Below are 24213 nucleotides of genomic sequence, written 5' to 3'. Positions count from 1 at the left end.
GCGCGAACGCTCACGCGCGCCGTCACATTCGATCGGTCGTCGAAGCGACGACGCCCGCATGCCGCGGGCGTCGCGTGCTGCCAAATGGGGATAGATGCGGGGATCGATGCGCGGCGCGCGCGTATCAGAACGTTTCCCAGTCGTCGGCGCCGGCAGACGCAAGCGCCGGTGCGGGTGTGGCGGCCGCCGGCTTGCGTGCCGGCGCGGCGTGCCTGGGCGCACCGTCGCGCTCATTGCGCTCATTGCGCTCGTTGCGCTCGTTGCGCGCCGCGACGGCGGGCGCCGGCGGCGAAACCGGCACGACAGCCGGTGCGACCACTGCGCGCGGCACCGGGCGTGCAGCGGCGGCAACCGGCGCGGCCGCGTCGTCGTCGATCCGGAATACCGACGCCGTTTCGCGCAGGCGCGCGGCCTGCTCATCGAGCGATTGCGCGGCCGCCGCCGCTTCCTCGACGAGCGCGGCGTTCTGCTGCGTGACCTCGTCCATCTGCGCGACCGCGCGCGCGACCTGGTCGATGCCGCCGCTCTGCTCCTCGGATGCCGCCGCGATCTCGCCCATGATGTCGGTCACGCGCTGCACCGCACTGATCACGTCGCTCATCGTGCGGCCGGCTTCGTCGACGAGCGTCGAGCCGGTCCGGATCCGCTCCACCGATGCATCGATCAGCGCCTTGATCTCCTTGGCCGCGCTCGACGACCGCTGCGCGAGGCTGCGCACCTCGCCCGCGACGACCGCGAAGCCGCGGCCTTCCTCGCCGGCACGCGCGGCTTCGACGGCCGCGTTCAGCGCCAGGATGTTGGTCTGGAACGCGATTCCCTCGATGATTGCGATGATGTCCGCGATCTTCGCCGAACTGTCGTTGATCTCTCCCATCGTGCCGACCACCTGGCCAACCACCGTGTTGCCCTTGTTTGCAATCTCCGACGCGTTCGCCGCCAGCGAGCTTGCCTGCCGCGCATTCTCCGCATTCTGCTTCACGGTGCCGGTCAACTGCTCCATGCTCGACGCGGTTTCCTGCAGCGCGGACGCCTGCTCTTCCGTGCGCGACGACAGGTCGATATTGCCGGCGGCGATCTCGCGGGCCGCGGTCGCGATCGACTCGCTGCCGCCGCGCACGGTGCGCACCGTGTCGACCAGCCCGCGCTGCATCTTCGCAAGACCCTCGAGGAGCTGGCCCATTTCGTCGCGCCGATGCACCACGATCGAGCGGCGCAGGTCGCCCGCGGCGATCGCGTCGAAATGCGCGAGCGCGTCCGCGAGCGGACGGCCGATCGCCCGGCTGAGCGTCAGCCACGACAGCACCGCCGCAATCAGGCCCGCCGCCAGCAGCGCGATCGACAGCATGCGCAGCGTCTCGAACAACGATTCCGCGCGGTCGAAGCCCGCCTGCCCGTCGGTGAACTGGAAATTGCGCAGCGCTTCGCCGGCAGTCGCGAGGTCGTTGTAAAGCGCCTGCAACTGCTTGGCGCCCTCGCCGATGCGCTCGTGGTCGCCTGCCGCGACCATGTTCCCGAACGCATCGCAGCTGCGCTGCAGTGCCAGCCGCTTAGCGGCGACGTCCTGCGCCAGCCGGTCTTCCTCCGGGCCGCGCGGCAGCGCAAGATACTTTTGCCACCACGCGTCGGACTGCGCGCGCATCCCGCGGCTGCGCTCCACCGCGGCAGCCGAGTCCGGCGTGCCGGCCAGCAGTGCGGCGCGATCGAGCGCCAGGCGCTCGCGCGCCGCGTACATTTCGGCAACGGCCACGTCGACCGCGCTCGGCATCTGGTTCGTGAAAATCTCGCGCGTTGCGTCGTTCGAGCGCGTCATCCCATACACGCCCAACATGCCGATCACCGCCAGCAGGACCGCGAGAAACGCCATCGTCAGACCGATGCGTGCACGTATCGTCAGGTTTCCGATCACCATCATTCTTCCTGTATTGCGTCGTCATGGCAGGCAACGCCCGCTTTTCGAAACAGTGTTTCGTCCTGATGTATTTACGACCGGATGTTGCGCAGCTTGATGGTATTCACATCATTTTTTTCACCAATTCGTTAGTTCATTACATATCGATGAATAATGGGGGCGAAGCATCGCAGCTCGTCACGCGACGGCGCGTGGCGAGCATTGCGGTCAGGCATCGGGGGAAAGACGGTCGGCCGCGTGCGTCGCACGCGCCGGCCGGGATGCGCGATCTAGCCCTGTTCGGCCAGGTCGGCGAGGGTGGGAATCGACGGTTGCGCGCCCGCGCGCGTGACCGACAACGCCGCCGCGCGTTGCGCGAAGCGGATGGCCGCATCGACGGCCTCGCCCGCAGCGACGCGGGCCGCGAAACCGCCGATGAAGGTATCGCCAGCCGCGGTCGTGTCGACGGCCTTGACGACGGGTGCCGGATAGTGGCGCGCCGCGCCGTCGGCCGTCAGCGCGAGCACGCCGCGCGCGCCGAGCGTGATCAGCACGTTGCGCGCGCCGCCCGCCTGCAGCACACGCGCCGCAGCTTCCGCGTCGGCCGGGTTGCGCACGGGCAGCCCGGTCAGCGCGGCCGCTTCCACTTCGTTCGGAATCAGGTAATCGACCAGCGGCAGCCAGCCGCCCGGCAGCGGCGCGACGGCCGGCGCCGGATTGAGCACGACGATGCGACCGAGCCGCCGCCCGGCCGACAGCGCCGCGAACACGGCGTCCGGCGGCGTCTCGAGCTGGCAGATCAGCACGTCGGTCGCGGCCAGCGCGGCCTCGTTGCGCGCCACCGTTTCGCTCGTCACTTCGCCATTGCTGCCCGCGACGATCACGATCGCGTTCTGGCTCGCGTCGTCGACGACGATCAGCGCGACACCGGTCGATGCCGTCGTGCTCGTCGCGAGCCGCGAGCAGTCGATGCGTTCTGCCTCGAGGCCGGCCCGCAGTGCGGTACCGTGCGCATCCGCGCCGACGCAGCCGATCATCGCGACCTGCGCGCCAAGCCGCGCCGCCGCGACGGCCTGGTTGCCGCCCTTGCCGCCCGCGGCCTGCGCGTACGCGTGGCCGGCCAGCGTTTCTCCAGGCAGCGGCAACCGCGGCGCCCGCACGACGAGATCCATATTGAGGCTGCCGACCACCGTCACGCGGCCGGTGCCTGCCGCACGCGCCGTCATGCGCGAGCGCCCGGCGCGGCCGGCTCGCGATAGATCGCCGTCGATTCGCGCAGCACGAGACGCGGCGACACGACGCGACGACGGCTCGGCGCGGCCGTCGAACCGCCGCCGATCCGCTCGATCAGCGTTTGCGCGGCCATTTCGCCGAGCGCGCGCACCGACTGGCCGACCGTCGACAGCGCCGGATACGTGTAACGGGAGAATTCGATGTCGTCGAAGCCGATGATCGAGCAGTCGTCCGGCACGCGCAGGCCGCGTTCGGCCGCCGCGCGCAGCGCGCCGACGCCCATCAGGTCGTTGCCCGCGAAAATCGCGCTGGGATGCACCGACTCGAACAGCCGCGAGGCAGCGTGATAGCCGCCGAGGCATGAGAAATCGCTTTCCGCGATCGCCCCCGGCACGATGTCGATCCCGCGCTCGGCCATCGCACGGATGAAGCCGTGCACGCGCATCGCGCTGACGGCCGTGTCGGTCGGCCCGGTGATGCAGCCGATCTTCGCGTGCCCGAGCTCGAGCAGGTGACGCGTCGCCAGGTAGGCGCCGCGTTCGTGGTCGATCTGCACGAGGTCGGCCGCGAGCCCCTCGATGTTGCGGTCGACGACGACGAGCGGCGCATGCGCGTCCGCCAGCGTCTGCGCGAGCACCGCGTCCTCGCCGGCCGACGCGACGATCAGCCCGTCGATGCGCTTTTCCTGCAGCACGCGCAGGTAGTTGCGCTGCTTCACGGGATCGTCGTCCGAGTTGCAGAAGAACACGCAATAGCCGTTGGCCGCGCACTGGTCCTCGATGCCGCGCGCCAGCTCCGCGAAGTACGGATTCGTGCTGTTCGGCACGACGAGGCCGATGGTCGCCGTCGCGCGCGCCTTCAGCGACCGCGCCACGGCCGATGGCACGTAATTCAGCTCGCGGATCGCGCCCTCGACCTTCGCACGCACATCCGCGGACACCGGCCGCGAATTGTTCACCACGTGCGAGACGGTCGTAAACGACACGCCCGCCATGGCCGCCACATCCTTGATCGTCGCCATTTCCCGTTTCTCTCTGGTCTGCTTTCCGTATAGTTCTACCGGGCGCGCGCGCGCCGGCTGCGATAAGTGTCGAGCACGACCGCGACCACGATCACCGCCCCGGTGATGATCCGTTTGGTCGGCTCGTTCGCGCCGATCTGAGCGAGCCCTGCGGCCAGCACGGAGATGATCAACACGCCGAAGAACGTGCTGATCACCGAGCCGCGCCCGCCCATCAGGCTCGTGCCGCCGATCACGACGGCTGCGATCACCTGCAGTTCGACACCCGCGCCCGCGTTCGGATCGGCGGCCTCGAGCCGCGAGATCTGAAACAGCGACGCGAGCCCCGCGAGCGCGCCCATCAATGCGAATACGAGGATTTTATACGGACGCGGGTTAACCCCGGCAAGCCGTACCGCCTCCTCGTTCGTGCCGATCCCGACGAGATAGCGTCCGAAGACGGTGCGCGTGAGCACGAACTGTGCCGCGACCATCACCGCCACCGCGATCAGGAACGCCGGCGAAATGCCGAGCGCGATCGGGTTCGACAGGAAGTCGAACGCGTCGCCGATGTAGGCCGTGCGCGAATTCGTCAGCTGGTATGCGACGCCGCGCGCGGCCTCGAGCACGCCGAGCGACACGATGAACGACGGAATCCGCCAGCCGACCGTGATCGCGCCCGTCAGCGAGCCCGTCGCGGTCGCGACCGCGATCCCGATCAGCGCGGCCGGCAACGGCCCCCACTGCCACTTCAGCGAAGCCACGCTGACCATCGACGCGGCCAGCGCGAGCACCGAGCCGACCGACAGGTCGATGCCGGCGATGATCAGCACGAAGGTCATCCCGACCGACATCACGACGAGATCGGGGATCTGGTTCGCGATCGTACTGAACGTATCGTAGGTCAGGAAATGCGAACTCAGCGCCGAAAACAGCGCGATCATCGCGACGAGCGCGCCGGCGAGCCCGAGATAGTTCGACACGCCGAGCCGCGTGCCGGACAGCGTGCGCGCGCGGCGCCCCGTCACGGTCTGCTGCGCGCCTGCGTCGCTCGGGGATACGGGAGGCTGGGTCATTGCTGTCGTCCTGTCGTCGAAGTGCCGGAAGCCGGGCGCGGCGCGCCTTGCGCATCCGGATGCCGCGCGCCGTCCGGCAGCGCTTCGCGGCCGAAGCCGGCGAACGCCGCCGCCAGCAGCGCATCCTGGGTCCAGTTGCCGCGTTCGAACACGGCGGTCATGCGGCCTGCCGACATCACGCCGATCCGGTCGCAGATCAGCATCAGCTCGCGCAGGTCGCTCGATACCACCACCAGCGCGCGGCCTTCGCGCGCGAGCGCGCCCATCAGCGTGTAGATCTCGAACTTGGCGCCGACGTCGATTCCGCGGGTCGGCTCGTCGAACAGCAGCACGCCCATGTCGCGCGCGAGCCAGCGGCCGATCACGACCTTCTGCTGGTTGCCGCCCGACAGTTCGCCGACCGCCTGCGCGGCGCCGTGCGTGCGAATCCGCAGCGCGTCGATCTGCTGTTCGGCGAGCGCCGTCTCGCGCGTCGCGTCGACGATGCCGCCGCGCGCCAGACGGTCGAGCTGGCCGAGCGACACGTTCGACGTGACCGACTGCGACAGCAGCAGCCCTTCACCCTTGCGGTCCTCGGTGATCAGCGCGATGCCGTGCTTCACCGCGTCGACGGGCGAGCCGATGCGCGCCGGCTTCAGCGGATCGCCGACCGCGATCATCCCGGCATCCGGCGTATCCGCGCCGTAGATCAGCCGCAGCAACTCGGTGCGCCCCGCGCCGATCAGCCCCGAGATGCCGAAGATCTCGCCCGAGCGCACCTCGAGCGACACGTCCCGCACGGCCGTGCCGCGCATCATGCCCGACACGACGAGCCGCGGCGCGCCGATATGGCGCGCGCCGAGATCGATGTGCTCGCCGAGCTCGCGCCCGACCATCAGCGTGACGAGCCCGTCGGACGTCGTCGCGGCCATGTCGCCGACATGCACGAGCCGGCCGTCGCGCAGCACCGCGACGCGCTCGGCTACGCGGGCGAGCTCCTCGAGCCGGTGCGAGATGTAGATGATCGCGACGCCGCGCGCCTTCAGCCGGTCGATCTGCTCGAACAGCAGTTCGACCTCGCGCGCGGTCAGCATCGCGGTCGGTTCGTCGAGGATCAGCACGCGGCAGTCGCCGATCAGGTTGCGCGCGATCTCCACCATCTGCTGGTGGCCGATCCCGAGCGCGCCGACCGGCGTATCGGGATCGACCGCATCGAGCCCGACCTGCGCCATCGCGGCACGCGCATCGTCGCGCAGCCGCGCGCGATCGATGATGCCGAAGCGCCGCGGCAGACGATTCAGAAACAGGTTTTCGGCGACCGTCAGCGTCGGCAGCAGGTTCAGCTCCTGCATCACCATGCGCACGCCGAGCGCCTCGGCCTGCGTGCGGCTTGCCGGCGCATAGGCCTGGCCGCCGAGCTGCATCGTGCCGGCCGTCGGGTCGACGAGCCCGCCGATGATCTTCGACAGCGTGCTCTTTCCCGCGCCATTCTCGCCCGTCAGCGCGAGCGCCTCGCCCTGCGCGAGCGTCAGCGTGACGTCGGCGAGCACGGGTTCGGCGTAGGTCTTGCCCACACCGGAGACGGACAGCACGGGAACAGCTGAACGGGAGGGTTGGAAGGTCGGTTCCATCGCGATCCTGGTTGCGGCCGCGCGCACGCGGCGCGCGGGTATGACGCTCACAAGTGCTTGCAGTGGCCGTGATCGCGCTCACTCCGTATAACGGCCGCTGTCCCCGATTCTTGAGCGCGGCGGCCGTGGCGGAGCGGCGTTACTTCGTCACGAGATCCACCGGCGTCTCGACCACGCCGGTCATGTCGGCCTGCTTGCGATGCTCGGCGATCGCCTTGAGCGCCGTGTCGATGCCGAACACGGCCTGCTTCGCCGCGTACTGGTCGGCGGTCGCGACGACGCGGCCATCCTTCAGCATCGGCTTGATCGCGTTGATGTTGTCGTAGCCGACCACGAGCACCTTGCCCTGCTTGCCCGCCGCCCGCACGGCCGACACGGCGCCGATCGCCATGTTGTCGTTGCCGCACAGCAGCGCGCGCAGGTTCGGGTACTCGTTGAGCATCGCGGACGCGACCGCGTTGCCCTTGTCGATCTCCCACTCGCCCGACTGTACCGACACGACCTTCATCCCGCCCGCCTTCATCGCATCCTGGAAGCCGGCCGTGCGCTGCTGCGCATTGGTCGTCGTCGACACGCCTTCGATGATGCCGACCTGGTCGCCCGCCTTCAGCCGCTTTGCGAGGTAATCGCCGATCTTGCGCGCGCCCTTGCGGTTGTCGGGGCCGACGAACGGCACGTTCAGGTTCTTCGACTTCAGCACGTCGGGATCGAGCCGGTTGTCGATGTTCACGACGATGATGCCCGCGTCGACCGCCTTCTTCACGACCGGCACGAGCGCCTTCGAATCGGCCGGCGCGAGCACGATCGCATCGACCTTCGACACGATCATCTGCTCGACGATGCGGATCTGGTTCGCGGTGTCGGTCTCGTCCTTGATGCCGTTCGTGATCAGGTCGAACTGGCCGGCGTTGTGCTTCTGGTATTCCTTCGCGCCGTTTTCCATCGTCAGGAAGAACTCGTTGGCGAGCGACTTCATCACGAGCGCGACTTTCGGCTTGCCCGCCGATTGGGCATGGACGACCGGTGCGGCAGCGACCGCGACGGCGGCAAGCGCGGCGGTCAGGAAGCGACGGCGAAAGCGGACATTCATACACATCTCCTGGCGACTGGCCCGACGGGCCGGACTGTTGTTTTAATGTGAGCAAACGTTTGCGCCACACTACCCGGGCATTGGCCATCGATGCTGCTTGTCGGTACCACGGAATGGAAGCGAGGCAGACGGCCGACTGCCTGGCGCGTGCTGTCGTCGACGCGCCACCGCCGGCGGGGACGCCGGCGGAGTGAGGGCTATGCTGTACCGTTTCGCGGCGACGCGCAACCCGTCTGATCAATATTTAAGGGTTTATTCGGAGCGCATCGCGACGCGCGAAGGCAACACCTCGTGCGTCAGGCCCGATCCTGTTGCGCGGGCTCGTCGCGATCGTTCGACGGCGGCTCGCCGAAGCGGTTCGCATGCGGCGTGCCGGCGATGAAGCCGTTCATCACGAGCAACGCGAGCGCACCGACGATCGGCACGCACATCAGCAGCATCCACCACCCCGACTTGTCGATGTCGTGCAGCCGCTTCACGCCGACGGCAAGTGTCGACCAGAACGCGACGACGGCGATCGCGACGAACAGCAGCACGACCGACAGCGGCAGATCGTCGTTCGACGAACCGCGGCTGCCCGCATCGAAGATCGCGCTGATCACGCCGGACACCACCGCGTAAATCCACCACGGCATGCGACCGATCCGGCCTTCGAACGAAAAAAGAAACCATTTGAGATTCATTGTTCACCTCTTGTTCGTGCATCGTCGAATGGCGGACGGCGATCGCGGCAGCGCCGGCCTCGGGCATGCGGCCGCCGGCTTGCGCCGGGCCGCCGCTGCCGGCAGGCCGTGCATCCGCCGGTTCCGTCGCGCGTCGCGCAAGAAAGTCCGGCCCGGGCCTTCTCGCGTCCGCGCGCATTAAATCATATCTTTGGCGCCATGACTTGCATGAGATGAACGGAATGCAGCGTTTCACGTGCGTATTCCATGAGCGTCGATGCATGCGGATTGGGCGCGGCGCGGGTATGCGATCCGCCGTCGCTCGAGCGGCAAAAGAAACGCCGCGCGCGCCGGGCGCTTGCCCGGACCGCGCGCGGCGTGTGCAGCACGCGCGTAACCGTCAGGCCACTTCGCGCAGTTGCGACGCGATTTCGGTTTCGTTCAGATGCGGCGCGAACATCTCGATCAGCCGGTATGCATACGCGCGCAGGAACGCGCCCTTGCGCAAGCCGACGCGCGTCGTGCTCGCCTCGAACAGGTGCTGCGTGTCGAGCGCGACGAGCCCGGTGTCGCGCTGCGGATCGAAGGCCATCGCCGCGACGACGCCAATCCCCATGCCGAGCTCGACGTAGGTCTTGATCACGTCCGCGTCGATCGCGGTCAGCACGACATCGGGCACCGCGCCGGCCTGCGCGAATGCCTGGTCGATGTGCGAGCGGCCCGTGAAGTCCTGGTCGTACGTGATGATCGGGTACTCGGCGATTTCGTCGAGCGTCAGGTTCTCGCGGCCGACGAGCGGATGGCCCTTCGGCACGACGACCGTGTGGTGCCACGAATAGCACGGGAACGTGACGATGTCGGGGTAGCGGTCGAGCGCCTCGGTCGAGATGCCCAGATCGGCTTCGCCGTTCAGGATCATCTGTGCGATCTGCTGCGGGCTGCCCTGCCGCAGCGCGAGATGCACCTTCGGGAACACCTCGGTGAACTGGCGGATCACCTTCGGCAGCGCGTAGCGCGCCTGCGTGTGCGTCGTCGCGACGACGAGGTGGCCGCTGTCCTGGTCCGCGAACTGGCGCGCGACCCGGCGCAGGTTTTCCGCGTCGAGCAGCATCCGCTCGATCAGCTGGTGCACGGCCTTGCCGGGCTCGGTGAGCCCGGTGAGCCGCTTGCCGCGACGGATGAAGATGTCCACGCCCAGTTCATCCTCGAGATCCTTGATCTGCTTCGACACGCCTGACTGCGACGTGTACAGCACGTTCGCGACTTCCGTCAGGTTCATGTTCTGGCGCACGGCTTCGCGCACGAAACGCAATTGCTGAAAGTTCATGGGTATGCCTCTTGGGCTGTCGTTGTTCGAATGTCGATCCGGAGCGGTATCCGCCCTCTTCTCTTTGACGGGCTCGGGCGTCAGTGTGCGGGAAATACGCGCACCGCGCGCGGCACGGCGGTTGCGCCGTCGCCGACCTGCAGCGCGAGCGCGCGCCACGCGTCGCGATCGAGTTCCGCTTCGAGTGCACCGCCCGTGCGCGCCTCGAGCTCGACGCGCACCGAGCCGCCGAGCGGGATCACGCGGCGCACGTCGACCGCGATGCCGTCGCGATGGCCGTCGCCGGCCGGCCACAGCTGCAGGTCGTGCGGGCGCACATAGGCATTCGCGGGCCCCGCGAAATCGGCGTCGACGGCGATCGGCGCGGCCGCGCCCTCGGCGACGAAGCCGCGCCCGGCAACCGTGCCCGGCAGCCGGTTCGCCGCGCCGAGAAACTCGTAGACGAACGCGCTTTCCGGATGATCGTAGACGTCCTGCGGGCTGCCCACCTGCTCCACGTGGCCGCGGTTCAGCACGACGATCCGGTCGGCCACTTCCAGCGCTTCTTCCTGGTCGTGCGTGACGAAGATCGTCGAGATGTGAAGGTCGTCGTGCAGGCGCCGCAACCAGCCGCGCAGTTCCTTGCGCACCTTCGCGTCGAGCGCGCCGAACGGCTCGTCGAGCAGCAGTACCTTCGGCTCGACCGCGAGCGCGCGGGCCAGCGCGATCCGCTGGCGCTGGCCGCCCGACAGCTCGGACGGGTAACGCTGCGCGAGCCAGTCGAGCTGCACGAGCTTCAGCAGCTCATGCACCTTGTCGCGAATCACGGCTTCCGACGGCCGCTCGCGACGCGGCTTCACGCGCAGCCCGAACGCGACGTTCTCGAACACGGTCATGTGGCGGAACAGCGCGTAATGCTGGAACACGAAGCCGACCTGGCGATCGCGCGCGCCGACCGACGCGACGTCGAGCCCCTGCAGCACGACCTGGCCGGCGTCCGCGTGCTCGAGGCCCGCGATCACGCGCAGCAGCGTGGTCTTGCCGCAGCCCGACGGCCCGAGCAGTGCGACGAGCTCGCCCGCCGGAAAGTCGAGCGACACATCGTCGAGGGCGGTGAAATCGCCGAAGCGCTTCTGAAGATGACGGACGGTGATACCCATTCTGGTTGCCTCTTTACGATTTCGACGAAACGGCCGCGACGGGGCCGGCATGAGTGGGAACGTCATCGCGTGCGCCGGCCAGTTCGGCGGCGAGATGACGCTCGGCGAGCAGCTTCAGCGCGAGCGTGACGAGCGCGAGCAGCGCGAGCACCGACGCCACCGCGAACGCCGCCGCGAAGTTGTATTCGTTGTACAGGATCTCGACGTGCAGCGGCATCGTGTCGGTCACGCCGCGAATATGGCCGGACACGACCGACACCGCACCGAACTCGCCCATCGCGCGCGCATTGCACAGGATCACGCCGTACAGCAGGCCCCACTTCACGTTCGGCAGCGTCACGCGCCGGAAGATCTGCCATCCCGATGCGCCGAGCACGCGCGCGGCCTCTTCCTCGTCGGTGCCTTGCGCCTGCATCAGCGGAATCAGCTCGCGCGCGACGAACGGGAACGTGACGAAGATCGTCGCGAGCACGATGCCCGGCACCGCGAAGATGATCTGCACGTCGTGATCCTGCAGCCACGGGCCGAGCCAGCCTTGCGCGCCGAACAGCAGCACGTAGACGAGGCCGGAGATCACCGGCGACACCGAGAACGGCAGGTCGATCAGCGTGGTCAGCAACGCCTTGCCGCGGAATTCGAACTTCGCGATCGCCCACGACGCGCACACGCCGAACACGAGGTTCAACGGCACCGCGATCACGGCGACGGTCAGCGTCAGCTTGATCGCCGACCACGCGTCGGGATCGGCGAGCGATTCGACATAGAAGCCGACGCCCTTGCGCAGCGCCTCGAAGAACACCGCGGCGAGCGGCACGACGAGGAAGAACGCCAGGAACGCCAGCGCGACGCCGATCAGCAGCCACCGCACGGCGCGCGGCTCGCCGACGGGGTCGAGCCGCTTCGCCGCGCGCCCGCGCGCGACGGATGGGTCGTTCAGTACGGCACCGGACTTGCGGGTCATTGCTGGCCTCCTGCTGCTGCGGCAACGGTGCCGGTCGCCGGCGCGGGGCCGCTTGCGCCCTTGCTCGTGCGGCGCTGCAGATACCATTGCAGCGTATTGATCAACAGCAGCATCACGAACGACACGACCAGCATCACGACGGCCAGCGCGGTCGCGCCCGCATAGTCGTACTGCTCGAGCTTCGTGATGATCAGCAGCGACGTGATCTCGGATTTCATCGGCACGTTGCCGGCAATGAAGATGACCGAACCGTACTCGCCGAGCGCGCGTGCGAACGCGAGCGCGAAGCCGGTGAGCAGCGCCGGCAGCACGGCCGGCAGCACGACGCGGCGGAAGGTCAGCCAGCGCGATGCGCCGAGGCATGCGGCGGCCTCTTCCTGCTCGCGCTCGAAATCCTCGAGCACCGGCTGCACGGTGCGCACGACGAACGGCAGCCCGATGAAGGTCAGCGCCACCAGCACGCCGACCGGCGTGAACGCGATCTTGATGCCGAACGGCGCGAGATACTGGCCGACCCAGCCGTTGGCCGCATAGACGGCGGCAAGCGAGATGCCCGCGACCGACGTCGGCAGCGCGAACGGCAGGTCGACGATCGCATCGACCAGGCGCTTGAACGGGAACGTGTAGCGCACCAGCACCCACGCGACGAGAAAGCCGAATACGGCGTTGATCAATGCGCCGCCGAGCGCGGCGGAGAACGTCAGCCGGTACGACGCGAGCACGCGCGGCGAGGTGACGGCAGTGACGAACTGGTCCCACGACAGCGTCGCGGTCTTCAGGAACGTGGCGGCGAGCGGAATCAGCACCACGAGGCTCAAATAGGCCACCGTGATGCCGAGCGTCACGCCGAAGCCGGGCAGCGCGCTCGGCTTGCGAAAGGTGTACGTCGTCATCGGATGCTCTTGCTGGGTCGTTGCTGCTCATGGGTCCGACGCAAACGCCGACGCGGGAATCGCGCCGGCGGGCCGTCGGGGATGCGGCGCGCTCTCGTGGCGCGCCGCTGTCGTTATGGCTTGCTGCGTGGCGTTATTGCGGCTTGTAGATCGAATCGAACACGCCGCCGTCCGCAAAATGCGTCTTCTGCGCCTTCGTCCAGCCGCCGAACGTGTCGTCGACCGTGTACAGCTTCAGCTTCGGGAACTGCTTCGTCAGCTCCGCCGGCACGTTCTTCGAACGCGGGCGGTAATAGTTGCGCGCCGCGATTTCCTGGCCCTGCGGGCTGTACAGGAAATTCAGGTAGGCCTCGGCCAGCTTGCGCGTGCCCTTCTTGTCGACCACCTTGTCGACCACGGCGACGGGCGGCTCGGCCAGGATGCTCACCGACGGCACGACGATCTCGAACTTGTCGGTGCCGAATTCCTTGATCGACAGGAATGCCTCGTTCTCCCACGCGATCAGCACGTCGCCGAGCCCGCGCTGCACGAAGCTCGTCGTCGCACCGCGCGCGCCCGAGTCGAGCACACCGGCATTCTTGTAGAGCTTCGTCACGAAATCCTTCGCGCTCTGCTCGCTGCCGCCCGGCTTGTGGACGGCATAGGCCCACGCGGCGAGGTAGTTCCAGCGCGCGCCGCCCGAGGTCTTCGGGTTCGGCGTGACGATCGAGATGCCCGGCTTCGTCAGATCGTCCCAGTCCTTGATTCCTTTCGGGTTGCCCTTGCGCACCAGGAACACGATCGTCGACGTGTACGGCGACGCATTGTCCGGCAGGCGCTTCTGCCAGTCCTTGTCGACGAGGCCCTTGTTGGCGAGCGCGTCGATGTCGTAGGCAAGCGCGAGCGTCACGACGTCGGCCTGCAGGCCGTCGAGCACCGAGCGCGCCTGCGCGCCCGAGCCGCCGTGCGACTGCTTGAAGTTGACCGTCTCGCCCGTCTTCGCCTTCCACTCCTTGCCGAACGCCTGGTTGAAGTCCTGGTACAACTCGCGCGTCGGGTCGTAGGACACGTTCAGGAACGTCGTATCGGCCTGGGCATGCGTCACGACGCCCAGCGCCGCCGCCGCGCCCAGCGCGAGTGTTGCGATCAGGCGGCCCGCTCCGCCCACCAGCCCCGTATTGCGCTTCGCCATCCTTGGTTCTCCAGTGTTGTCGGTATTGCGATGTCGGGCCAGTCTATCGAACGGGTTACATGATTAAAAATAATCGTTCTTCATTTTTTAATACTCAAAAGTGCTAACGCATACTGGACGGACGGTTGCGGCGGACGATCCGGCGTTCGGACGTCGCGAAATCGCGCCGGAATCGACGCGATCGCGTCGAACCTCAAGTAACACTTGAAATTCGCGAAGTACTGTATAAAAATACAGCTCACTGTCTATCCATACAGTTCAGCCATGACCAAACTCACCGCCCGTCAGCAGCAAGTGTTCGACTTGATCCGCCGCGCGATCGAGCGCTCCGGTTTTCCGCCCACGCGCGCCGAGATCGCTGCAGAGCTGGGTTTCAGCTCGCCGAACGCGGCCGAGGAACACCTTCGTGCGCTGGCGCGCAAGGGCGTGATCGAGCTGGCCGCCGGCGCGTCGCGCGGCATCCGCCTGCTCGGCATCGACGACGCCCCGCACCAGTTCACGCTGCCGCACGCCGGCCTGATGCAACTGTCGCTGCCGCTCGTCGGCCGCGTGGCGGCCGGTAGCCCGATCCTTGCGCAGGAGCACATCTCGCAGCATTACGCGTGCGATCCCGCGCTGTTCACCAGCAAGCCCGATTACCTGCTGAAGGTGCGCGGCCTGTCGATGCGCGACGCCGGCATTCTCGACGGCGACCTCCTCGCCGTGCAGAAGCGCACGGAAGCGAAGGACGGCCAGATCATCGTCGCGCGCCTCGGCGACGACGTCACGGTCAAGCGCCTGAAGCGCCGGCCCGGCGGCCTCGAGCTGATCGCGGAGAACCCGGATTACGAAAACATCTTCGTCAAGGCCGGCAGCGCGGATTTCGCGCTGGAAGGCATCGCCGTCGGGCTGATCCGCTCGGGCGAACTCTGACAATCGGTCTCTCTGAGGAGAACATCATGGAACGCCTTTCCCGTCTGCTGCCTTTCCGTCAATTCGGCCGCCTGCGTCACCTGCGCGGCCGCACGCCCTGCGCGCCGCTGTCCGCGGCGGCGCCCGTGGTGAGCCAAGAAGTCGCAGTTGAACGGCAGGCGTCGCTGCTGCCGTCGGCGCTGCCCGCATTCGCGCGGGTGTCGCTGAACGCCGGCCTGAATCACGCGGAACCGGCACGTCGTGCGCCCGTGCGCGTCTATCACGGTCGCTCGCGCCTGATCATGGTCGGGACGATCGATGCCGTGTGCCGAATGATCGATCGTTGCATCGCGGAGGAACGATCGGCCACGCACGGCGGTCTCTGATTGCGGAACCTGTCCGTACCGGAGGCACCGTGACTGGATCTTCGGGCCGTGCGTGGCGGCTCAAGCCCTTGCTGATCGTCGTGCTGGCCGTCGCGGTCCTCACGGCGATCGGCTATGCATACGCATCGCCGTACGTCGCGCTCGGTCGCCTGAAATCGGCAATCGACGCGCGCGATGCGCAAGCGGTCAGCGAATATGTCGATTTTCCGTCGCTGCGTATCAGCCTGAAGCAGCAGGTCACGGAAGAGCTGATGCGCCGCATCGACGCTTTAAAGAAAGACAATCCGTTCGCGGTGATTGGCGCGCTGATCGGATCTGCATTGATCGGCCCGCTGGTCGATGCCTATGCGACACCGGAAGGCGTCGCGGCGCTGATGAGTGGCATTCCCCCGCGCGGCAATCCGGGAGAACGGCCGCCTGAATGGTCGAGCCCGCCGTCCGGCGCTGCGACTGGCAACGCGCCGGGCACATCGCCTGCCAATCCGGCGAGTGTTCCGGTGCCCGCCAGCAATGTGGCCGCCTCGGCCGCGTCTGTACCCGCTACCGCACCCGCAGCTGCGAACACCGGCGAGGTCGGCCATCCGCAGCAAACGAGCGCTGGCTACCGGAATATCGATGAATTTGTCGTGACCTACCAGCGCAACGCGGACGGCACGCGCTATGCAGCGATCTTCCACCGCTTCGGCCTGTTCTCGTGGAAGCTGTCCGCGATCGACCTGCACGCCTGAGCAGCCGCAATCGGCGCACATGTCGCCAGCGGCACGGCGCATGACCGGCGCGAATCGCGATACGATCCGGCCGGTTACACGATCATTGCGTTACTTGCCGCTCGCGGTGGCCGCTTCGCGTTCGCGTGCGATCTCGGCCTTTTGCTCTTCCGCCGACGAACATGCGACCAGAATGCTGCAGTTCACGCGATCGAGCAGCTGTGTGTTGCCCGAGCCCATCCACCATCTCGACAGTCCGCTGCGGCACCGATGGCCGACGACGACGAGGTCGGCTTTCAGCTCCGTCGCGAGATTCGCGATTTCGTCGATCGGATAGCCGAATGCGAAATGGCCTTCGGCCTGAACGCCGCGCTCGCGCAGCCAGTTCACGCCTTCCTGCAGGATCTCGCGCGCGGTTTCCTCGAAACGGCCGCACGCGACGTCGGTCAGCAGCCCGGCGCTTTGCGCGATGCTCGAGCGCATGTCGACGACCGACAACAAATGCGTTTCCGCCTTCAGGTCCAGCGCGAGATTGGCACCACACCGCAATGCCTTGCGTCCTTCGAGCGTGCCGTCGTAGCACAGCAAAATCTTGTTGTAGCTAGCCATGAAACCTCCCTGTCGCGACTACGTACCCTATGCACTCATCATGGTGCGCCGCAATTCAGGACGCAAGGGATGGAAAACGCTGATTCGCCACGCCGCGCGCGTCGGCGATGATGCGGTGCACGATCCGCGCACGCATGCACCATGCGGAGCACATACGCGCTGAAGAGACGCAGGCGATGCACTAGAATGGCCCGTTCGTGCCGTCGGCGCGCGTTCGCCCCGGTCATGCCCATGTGACACGCATTCATCCGATCCGTTCGCCGGGCTGTATGGCCGCCCGACCGGCCGCGAAACGCGTCCGCGTCCGCTAACAACGACAACCTGCCCATGTCCGTTGCACCGATCGATTTCCGGAACGTCGAAAAGCGCTATGGCGACAAGCTCGTCGTCAACGACCTGTCCTTTCATGTACAGGCCGGCGAATGCTATGGCCTGCTCGGGCCGAATGGCGCGGGCAAGACCACGACGCTGAAGATGCTGCTCGGCCTCGCGTATCCCGACGCCGGCGCCATTTCACTCTGCGGCGAGCCGGTTCCGTCACGCGCGCGGCATGCGCGCCAGCGCGTCGGCGTCGTCCCGCAGTTCGACAATCTCGATCCCGATTTCACCGTGCGCGAGAACCTGCTCGTGTTCAGCCGCTATTTCGGGATGTCGGCACACACCGCACGCGCGCTCGTGCAACCGCTGCTCGAATTCGCGAAGCTGGAAAACAAGGCTGATGCGAAAGTCGGCGAACTGTCGGGCGGCATGAAGCGCCGTCTGACGCTCGCGCGCGCACTCGTCAACGATCCCGACGTGCTGGTGCTCGACGAGCCGACGACAGGCCTCGATCCGCAGGCGCGGCACCTGATGTGGGAGCGGTTGCGATCGCTGCTCGCGCGCGGCAAGACGATCCTCATCACCACGCACTTCATGGAAGAAGCCGAGCGCCTGTGCGACCGGCTGTGCGTGATCGAGGAAGGCCGGAAGATCGCCGAAGGCGCGCCGCACGCGCTGATCGAATCGGAAATCGGTTGCGACGTGATCGAGATCTACGGGCCGGACCCGGTCGCGCTGCGCGACGAGCTCGCGCCGTTCGCGAAGCACACCGAGATCAGCGGCGAGACGCTGTTTTGCTACGTGACCGATCCCGAGCCGCTCAGTGCGCGGCTCAAGGGTCGCACGGGATTGCGCTATCTGCATCGCCCGGCCAATCTGGAAGACGTGTTCCTGCGGCTCACGGGCCGCGACATGCAGGACTGATCGATCATGGACGTACGCAACTATTCCGCCGCCGCGCCGTCCGCACCGCCGCGCGAGTCGCGCTTCGCGATCGCGCTGCCCGCGAATGCCACCAACTGGATTGCCGTGTGGCGACGCAACTACCTTGTGTGGCGCAAGCTCGCGCTCGCCTCGCTGTTCGGCAATCTCGCCGATCCGATGATCTACCTGTTCGGCCTGGGGTTCGGGCTTGGCCTCATGCTGGGCCACGTCGACGGCGTGTCGTACATCGCGTTCCTCGCGGCCGGCACGGTCGGTTCGAGCGTGATGATGTCCGCGAGCTTCGAATCGATGTATTCGGGCTTTTCGCGAATGCACGTGCAGCGCACCTGGGAAGCGATCATGCACACACCGCTCGCGCTGGGCGACATCGTGCTCGGGGAGATGGTCTGGGGCGCGAGCAAGGCGCTGCTGTCCGGCGTCGCGATCATGCTCGTCGCGGGCCTGCTCGGGTATGCACGGTTTCCGTCGATGCTCGCGGCGCTGCCGGTGATCGCACTCGCCGGCCTCGCGTTCGCGAGCACGGCGATGATCGTTACCGCGCTCGCGCCGTCCTACGATTTTTTCATGTTCTATCAGACGCTCGTGCTGACGCCGATGCTGCTGCTGTCGGGCGTGTTTTTCCCGATCACGCAATTGCCTCCGGTCGCGCAACACGCGGCACACGTGTTGCCGCTCGCGAACGCGGTCGAACTGATCCGCCCCGCGATGCTCGGCCGGCCGGCGACGGACGTCGGCCTGCATCTCGCGGTGCTCGCCGGCTATGCAGTCGGCGGATTCGTGGTCTCCGCGTGGCTGTTCCGGCGGCGGATGATGCGCTGACGGCCGGCGCGCACTGCGCCGGCTCGATGCTGCGATGAAACGGCGACGACGTTACTCGTCGTCGTCGCTCCACGGAATCTCGACGTCGGTCAGGAACGCGACGGTCGCCAGCGGGCCGCCTTCGTGCCGGCCGAGCTTGCCGTCGGCGCGATGCCATTCGACGCGGAACTGCGTACCCGGGTCGTCGGCGACGAGATAGACCGCGCGCAGCTCTTCCGCGTCGGCCTCGTCGACCGGACCGTCGAACGACACCAGCATCTTCTGCGGCCACAGGCCGTTCACCGGATCGTAAATGCGGTCGCCCTGCGGGATGTCGATGCTGGCCTCGACGCCGATCGTGGCGGAAGCTTCGATGATCATCGTGCCGAGTGCGTTCAGCACGGCAGTCGCCCGCGCGGAATTGGCCTGGCGGATCGCGAGATCGCCGCGCGTCAGCGCCTTTTCGAGTCGAGGATGAATCTTCGGTTGGGTCATGCGTTTTCCTGTTTGCTTCTTGTAAAGGGCACCGCACGCTTGAAGCTGCGGCGCCGGATGAATACGACGGTCGCGCGGCGGGACCGACCGGCGCGCGGCATGGCGGCCATCGCGCCGGCTCGGTCGCGGGCAGCCGGGCATGTCCTGGCTCGCGCCCGACCGGGCCGCGCGTGTCGCGCCGGTCCGGCCATCGCGCGCGATCGACGTGCCGCCCGCGTGTCCGTCAGAACCCGAATGCGATCGCGAGCAGCCCGCTCACGATCCCGAACACGATCACGAGGCCCGTGACGATCGCCAGCATGTAAGGCTTGAACGAACGCGCGAGCATCGCGAGCGACGGCACGCTGATCGGCGGCAGCGTCATCAACAGCGCGGCGGCCGGGCCGACGCCCATGCCGAGCGACAGCATCGCCTGGATGATCGGCACCTCGCCGGCTGTCGGGATCACGAACAGCGTGCCCGCGACGGCGAACGCGACGATCCAGCCGAGATGATTGCCGATGTCCGGGCCGATATGCGGGAACAGCCATGCGCGCGCCGCGCCGAGCAGCAGCACGAGCACGATGTATTCGGGCACGAGTCGCACGGCCATGCGTGCAAGCAGCTTCATCCAGCGGACGAACGGATTGCCTGCGGCAGCCTGCTCCGCCACCAGCGCGGCGAGTTGCGCGTCGTCGATGCTGCGGTCCTCGGGGCACGCGATACGGTTCAGCAGATAGCCGCCGCCGAATACCATCGCGACGCCGAGCACGAGCCGCAGCGCGCTCCAGTGCCAGCCGAGCACGAAGCCCATGAACACCAGCGCGGCCGGATTCAGGACCGTGTTGCCGAGCCAGAAAGCGACCGCGCCGCCCGGCGACGCATGCCGCGCGCGCAGGCCCGCGACGACCGGCGCCGCACAGCACGTGCACATCATGCCGGGCAGCGACAGCAGGCCGCCCGCGGCGACACTGCCGAAGCCCGTGCGACCCAGCGTGCGTGCAACCCAGTGCGCCGGCAGCAGCGCCTGCACGGCCGAACCGAGCAGCAGGCCGAGCACCATGGCCTGCCAGATCGCCTTGCCGTATGCCCATGCATAGTCGAGCGCCGCCTTCAGCGACGGCTCCGGCGCGCTCGCCGACGTGCCCATCAGGATCGACTGGCCGATCGAATGATGCTCGGCGGCAACGAACGCCTTGTTGTAGTACGGGAACCATTTCACGTAGAACAGTCCCGCGACTGCGATCAGCAGGAAGGTCATCCAGCCGAGCGCCGGATTGGGTTGAGTGCGTGTGGTCGTCATCGTGTGTGGGTCGATTGGTTTTTGTCGGTGTCGGATCCCGCAGCCGCGCCGGTGCCGTGCGTCGCCGGCAGCCCCGCGCGCGCCAGCGCATCGAGCAGCGCGCGCGCCTGCTGACGCCCGTCGACGGCATTCGGCCGGAACGCGAACGTCAGCGCGCGGTTCGGCTTGTCGTACGACGAACGATAGGTGCGTGCGTAGGCAGGATCGTAATGCTTGTCGATCAGCGTGCGGAACAGTTCGGCACGTGCATTCGCGTCGATCAATGCATGCCAGCGCGCGACTTCTTCGCGGCTGTGCAGGCCGATCAGCCGATCGAGCTGCGCCTTGAACGCCGCCGGCTCGTCGAACAGGTGCGCGTAGTCGTCGAGCAGGAACGCAATGCGTTCGTCGCGCTCCGCCTCGACCTGGACCCATGGCCCCGCGCGGAACGCGTCCAGCAACGCGAGGGGCAACTGGATGAGGCCGATCTTGCGGCTCTCCGATTCGACGAATACCGGCAATGCGGGGTCGAAACGTTCGAGCGCCTTGACGAGACCCGAATCGAACGCCTTCTGCGTGGGTTGCGGCACGCCCGGCAATGCGCCGAGCAGCGAACCGCGATGGCAGGCCAGCGCCTCGAGATCGAGCGTCTGCGCGCCTTCGTCGCGCAGCGCGTTCAGGAGCCGCGTCTTGCCGCAGCCCGTATGGCCGACGAGCGCGATGTAGCGAAAGCGCGTGGGCAACGTGTCGAGCGTCGCGCATACCGAGCGGCGATACGCCTTGTAGCCGCCGTCGAGCTGCCGGGCCTGCCAGCCGATCAGGTTGAACCAGGTGGTCATCGACCCGGAGCGCTTGCCGCCGCGCCAACAGTAGATCAGCGGCCGCCAGTTGCGCGGACGGTCGGCGAACGTGGTGTCGAGATGGCGCGCGATGTTGCGCGCGACCATCGCGGCGCCGACGCGCGTCGCTTCGTACGGCGACACCTGGCGGTACATCGTGCCGACGATCACGCGCTCCTCGTTGCTGAGCACGGGCGCGTTCAGCGCGCCGGGAATATGGTCCTCGGCGAACTCGAGCGGCGTACGCACGTCGATGATCTCGTCGAACTCGCCGGCGCGATCGAGGGTGACAATCAGGTTCTTCAATTTGGCGTCGAACAGGGGCGATGCGGCTCGGCGAGCCGCATGGGCACGGAAGGCGGATTGGCGATTATCTCATGCCCGGCCGTCTCGGGCCGCGCTTGGCAACCGGCGGGGGCGACACGCTGCTCATCGCGTCGATCAAATGGTCGCGAAACGCGCGCACGGACGTCGGCAGGTCGCGCCCCGCCATGGTCTGTACCTGGATGCTGCGCTCGCGCAACTGGGCATTCGTGACGGGCACGACGACGAAGCCGTCCGCGTCGAAACGATCCCGCACCGACAGCAGTCCCGTAAACATCACCGCGCCGGTACGCTGCGCGTAGCGGTACATCACCGCGGTGTTGTTGCTGGTCAGCTCCGGCTCGAGCATGAGCCCGTCGAGCACGCACGCGATGTCGATCAGCTGGCGCACCGTCGTGCCGGCCTCGGGCAGTACATGCGGATGCCGTGCGACATCGGCGAGCGACACCGAGTCGCACGCCGCGAGCGGATGGTCGCGGCGCACGAGCGCGAAGACCGGCGCACGCTCCGTGTGTTCGACGCGCACGCCCTGCTCCGGCGCCAGGCTGAACGTCAGCCCGATGTCTGCATCGCCGTCGCGCACACGCCGCGTGGCCTCCGCCGGCGACACGACCCACACCGAGAAGTCGACGCCCGGATGGCGCGCCTTGAAGCTTGCGAGCGCGCCCGGCAGAAAATCGATCGCGAATCCCTCCGAGCAGGCGATCTTCAACAGGCTGCCGTGCAGCGCCTCCAGCCCGCCGATTTCCTTCATCACATGCTCGGCCTCCAGCAGGCTGCGCTGCGCGAAGCCCAGCAGCCGTTGGCCGGCCTCCGACAATGCCATCCCTCGCGGCCGACGCTCGAACAGCGGCGCGCCCAGCTCGCTCTCGAGCTTCGCAATCTGCCGGCTGATCGCCGAGACGGCCACGTGCAGCCGCGTGGATGCGTCGCTGATCGACCCGGTGCGCGCCACTTCGACGAAATACCGCAGCGCGAGACCATGCAGGAAAGCCGCCATTGTTGTGTCCCCGGGCCCGCGTTCAGGCCGCTCTGCTTTGCCTTTTCGGCAAAGAAATGTTCGAAATTCGATCATTGTGACAAAAAAAACGGCTTCCTAGAATCGATCGCACTCTCGGTCGTGCGCGCCGCGCTCGACGCAGAATCGACACAGGAGACACGTCTTGAGCCGTACCGCCGCCATCCAGCATGCGTTGAACCAGTTCGAATCCGGCGCGTTCTTCACCACCCTGAGCCGCCGCATTGCCCTGCGTACCGAAAGCCAGGACAGCGGCGCAAGCGCCGCGCTGCGTGCCTACCTGACCGACGAGATCGCGCCGGAGGCCGCGCGTCTGGGCTTCACGTCGCGGATCGTCGACAACCCGGTCGACGGCGGCGGCCCGTTCCTGCTCGCGTCGCGCCATGAGGACGACGCGCTGCCGACCGTGCTCGTCTATGGCCACGGCGACGTCGTGCGCGGCTACGACGCGCAGTGGCGCGCGCCGCTGTCGCCGTGGACGCTGACCGTCGACGGCGATCGCTGGTACGGCCGCGGCAGTGCCGACAACAAGGGCCAGCACACGATCAACCTGAGCGCGCTGGCGAGCGTGCTCGATGCGCGCGGCGGCCGGCTCGGGTTCAACGCGAAACTGCTGATCGAGATGGGCGAGGAAACGGGGTCGCCGGGCCTCGACGCACTGTGCCGCCAGGAACGCGACGCGCTCGCGGCCGACGTGCTGATCGCGTCCGACGGGCCGCGCCTCACCGCCGAACGTCCGACCGTGTTCCTCGGCTCGCGCGGCTCCGTCAACTTCAAGCTCGGCCTGCGCGCACGCGACGGCGGCCATCACTCCGGTAACTGGGGCGGCCTGCTGCGCAACCCGGCGACCGTGCTCGCGAACGCGCTCGCGAGCCTCGTCGACGCGCGCGGCGCGATTCGCGTCGCCGGGCTGCGCCCGCCGCCGATCCCGGCCGCCGTGCGCGCCGCGCTCGCCGACCTGTCCGTCGGCGGCGGGCCCGGCGATCCGGCGATCGACGCCGACTGGGGCGAGCCCGGCCTGTCCGCCGCCGAGCGCGTGTTCGGCTGGAACACGCTCGAGATCCTCGCGTTCAAGGCCGGCAATCCCGAACATCCGGTCAATGCGATCCCGCCCGTCGCCTACGCGCACTGCCAGTTGCGCTTCGTGGTCGGCACCGACTGGGAGGCGCTGCATGCGCACCTGCGCGCGCATCTCGATGCGCACGGCTTCGCCGACATCGAGATCGACGTCGAACGCGGCGCGCCGGCGACGCGCCTGCCACCGGACGATCCGTGGGTCCGCTGGGCTGTCGCGTCGCTCGCGCGCACCACCGGCAAGCAGCCCGCGATCCTGCCGAACCTCGGCGGCACGCTGCCCAACGAAGTGTTCGCCGATACGCTGGGGCTGCCGACGCTGTGGGTTCCGCACTCGTATCCGGCGTGCTCGCAGCACGCGCCCGACGAGCACCTCCTCGCGAGCGTCGTGCGCGAGGGACTGCAGATGATGGCCGGCCTCTTCTGGGATCTCGGCGAGGCCGCGCCAACCGTTCGCCATCCGGCAGCCGTCGCGGCCGGTGCCGCCCTGTAACGCGC

General features: G+C 67.6%; 23 protein-coding genes. 6 read left to right on the top strand and 17 right to left on the bottom strand.

Translation table 11 applies throughout. From position 1 onward, the window contains the following. Positions 1–124: 124 nt before the first annotated feature. The 12 genes from WS51_RS18610 to WS51_RS18555 all read right to left on the bottom strand — a co-directional run bounded on the left by WS51_RS18610 (position 125) and on the right by WS51_RS18555 (position 14050). Entirely contained in the window at positions 125–1909 is a 1785-nt protein-coding gene (locus WS51_RS18610) for a methyl-accepting chemotaxis protein (RefSeq protein WP_069229615.1), read from the bottom strand. Between the two features lie 269 nt (positions 1910–2178). Next, positions 2179–3114, bottom strand: a complete 936-nt coding sequence (gene rbsK / locus WS51_RS18605) for a ribokinase (RefSeq protein ID WP_069229614.1) — start codon at positions 3112–3114, stop codon at positions 2179–2181. Beyond that, entirely contained in the window at positions 3111–4142 is a 1032-nt protein-coding gene (locus WS51_RS18600; RefSeq protein ID WP_059449645.1) for a LacI family DNA-binding transcriptional regulator, read from the bottom strand. Before WS51_RS18600 ends, rbsK begins: the two co-directional genes overlap by 4 nt. A 35-nt stretch (positions 4143–4177) precedes the next feature. Continuing rightward, positions 4178–5197: an ABC transporter permease gene (locus WS51_RS18595; protein WP_059449644.1), complete on the bottom strand. Its 1020-nt coding sequence runs from the start codon at positions 5195–5197 to the stop codon at positions 4178–4180. Beyond that, positions 5194–6807 carry a sugar ABC transporter ATP-binding protein gene (locus WS51_RS18590; protein WP_060271804.1) on the bottom strand — a complete coding sequence of 538 codons (1614 nt, stop codon included), beginning with the start codon at positions 6805–6807 and terminating at the stop codon, positions 5194–5196. The genes WS51_RS18595 and WS51_RS18590 overlap by 4 nt, the downstream gene beginning before the upstream one ends. Positions 6808–6946: 139 nt before the next feature. Further along, positions 6947–7897 carry a sugar ABC transporter substrate-binding protein gene (locus WS51_RS18585; protein ID WP_059449643.1) on the bottom strand — a complete coding sequence of 317 codons (951 nt, stop codon included), beginning with the start codon at positions 7895–7897 and terminating at the stop codon, positions 6947–6949. A gap of 296 nt (positions 7898–8193) precedes the next feature. Beyond that, positions 8194–8532, bottom strand: a complete 339-nt coding sequence (locus tag WS51_RS18580) for a DUF805 domain-containing protein (protein WP_167357993.1) — start codon at positions 8530–8532, stop codon at positions 8194–8196. Between the two features lie 427 nt (positions 8533–8959). Continuing rightward, the gene (locus tag WS51_RS18575; RefSeq protein WP_059449641.1) at positions 8960–9886 is read right to left on the bottom strand and encodes a CysB family HTH-type transcriptional regulator; all 927 of its coding nucleotides are present in this window, start codon (positions 9884–9886) and stop codon (positions 8960–8962) included. 80 nt (positions 9887–9966) lie between these two features. Further along, positions 9967–11025 (bottom strand): sulfate/molybdate ABC transporter ATP-binding protein, encoded by a 1059-nt coding sequence (locus WS51_RS18570; RefSeq protein WP_059449640.1) that lies wholly within the window; start codon positions 11023–11025, stop codon positions 9967–9969. 13 nt (positions 11026–11038) lie between these two features. Continuing rightward, positions 11039–11986, bottom strand: coding sequence for a sulfate ABC transporter permease subunit CysW (gene cysW, locus WS51_RS18565; RefSeq protein ID WP_069229613.1), 948 nt, complete (start codon positions 11984–11986; stop codon positions 11039–11041). Further along, the gene (gene cysT, locus WS51_RS18560) at positions 11983–12879 is read right to left on the bottom strand and encodes a sulfate ABC transporter permease subunit CysT (protein WP_059501947.1); all 897 of its coding nucleotides are present in this window, start codon (positions 12877–12879) and stop codon (positions 11983–11985) included. The genes cysW and cysT overlap by 4 nt, the downstream gene beginning before the upstream one ends. Positions 12880–13012: 133 nt before the next feature. Next, complete coding sequence (locus tag WS51_RS18555) at positions 13013–14050, bottom strand: sulfate ABC transporter substrate-binding protein (protein ID WP_059449637.1); 1038 nt, start codon at positions 14048–14050, stop codon at positions 13013–13015. 264 nt (positions 14051–14314) lie between these two features. Between WS51_RS18555 and lexA the strand changes: the two genes are divergently transcribed. The 3 genes from lexA to WS51_RS18540 are packed head-to-tail and all read left to right on the top strand — an operon-like array spanning position 14315 to position 16055. Beyond that, on the top strand, positions 14315–14962 hold the full coding sequence (gene lexA / locus WS51_RS18550; protein ID WP_059449636.1) for a transcriptional repressor LexA: 648 nt from the start codon (positions 14315–14317) through the stop codon (positions 14960–14962). Positions 14963–14988: 26 nt separating this feature from the next. Next, on the top strand, positions 14989–15327 hold the full coding sequence (locus WS51_RS18545; RefSeq protein WP_040144136.1) for a hypothetical protein: 339 nt from the start codon (positions 14989–14991) through the stop codon (positions 15325–15327). A 29-nt stretch (positions 15328–15356) separates the two neighbouring features. Next, complete coding sequence (locus WS51_RS18540) at positions 15357–16055, top strand: DUF2939 domain-containing protein (RefSeq protein ID WP_059868595.1); 699 nt, start codon at positions 15357–15359, stop codon at positions 16053–16055. A gap of 90 nt (positions 16056–16145) precedes the next feature. On the opposite strand, the gene WS51_RS18535 is transcribed toward WS51_RS18540, so the two are convergent. Next, entirely contained in the window at positions 16146–16643 is a 498-nt protein-coding gene (locus WS51_RS18535) for a universal stress protein (RefSeq protein WP_044843612.1), read from the bottom strand. Positions 16644–16970: 327 nt separating this feature from the next. On the opposite strand from WS51_RS18535, the gene nodI reads away from it, so the two are divergent. Next, on the top strand, positions 16971–17885 hold the full coding sequence (gene nodI, locus WS51_RS18530; protein WP_059544592.1) for a nodulation factor ABC transporter ATP-binding protein NodI: 915 nt from the start codon (positions 16971–16973) through the stop codon (positions 17883–17885). A 6-nt stretch (positions 17886–17891) separates the two neighbouring features. After that, complete coding sequence (locus WS51_RS18525) at positions 17892–18725, top strand: ABC transporter permease (protein ID WP_059544590.1); 834 nt, start codon at positions 17892–17894, stop codon at positions 18723–18725. Between the two features lie 51 nt (positions 18726–18776). Here the strand turns inward: WS51_RS18525 and WS51_RS18520 are convergent, their stop codons facing one another. From WS51_RS18520 to WS51_RS18505, 4 genes are all read right to left on the bottom strand, one after another. Next, positions 18777–19199, bottom strand: coding sequence for a hypothetical protein (locus WS51_RS18520; protein ID WP_059449632.1), 423 nt, complete (start codon positions 19197–19199; stop codon positions 18777–18779). A gap of 223 nt (positions 19200–19422) precedes the next feature. Then, entirely contained in the window at positions 19423–20481 is a 1059-nt protein-coding gene (locus WS51_RS18515) for a permease (RefSeq protein WP_069229612.1), read from the bottom strand. Beyond that, entirely contained in the window at positions 20478–21605 is a 1128-nt protein-coding gene (gene mnmH, locus WS51_RS18510) for a tRNA 2-selenouridine(34) synthase MnmH (RefSeq protein WP_059501939.1), read from the bottom strand. Before mnmH ends, WS51_RS18515 begins: the two co-directional genes overlap by 4 nt. Positions 21606–21669: 64 nt before the next feature. Then, positions 21670–22623: a LysR family transcriptional regulator gene (locus WS51_RS18505; RefSeq protein WP_059501936.1), complete on the bottom strand. Its 954-nt coding sequence runs from the start codon at positions 22621–22623 to the stop codon at positions 21670–21672. A gap of 163 nt (positions 22624–22786) precedes the next feature. On the opposite strand from WS51_RS18505, the gene WS51_RS18500 reads away from it, so the two are divergent. Then, a complete protein-coding gene (locus WS51_RS18500; RefSeq protein ID WP_059449628.1) occupies positions 22787–24208 on the top strand; it encodes a M20 family metallopeptidase in 1422 nt (473 codons plus the stop codon). Positions 24209–24213 lie beyond the last annotated feature (5 nt).

Origin of the sequence: Burkholderia territorii, from assembly GCF_001718335.1 — a bacterium.
GTDB classification, from domain to species: domain Bacteria; phylum Pseudomonadota; class Gammaproteobacteria; order Burkholderiales; family Burkholderiaceae; genus Burkholderia; species Burkholderia territorii.
This window is presented reverse-complemented; position numbering and strand designations above follow the sequence as displayed.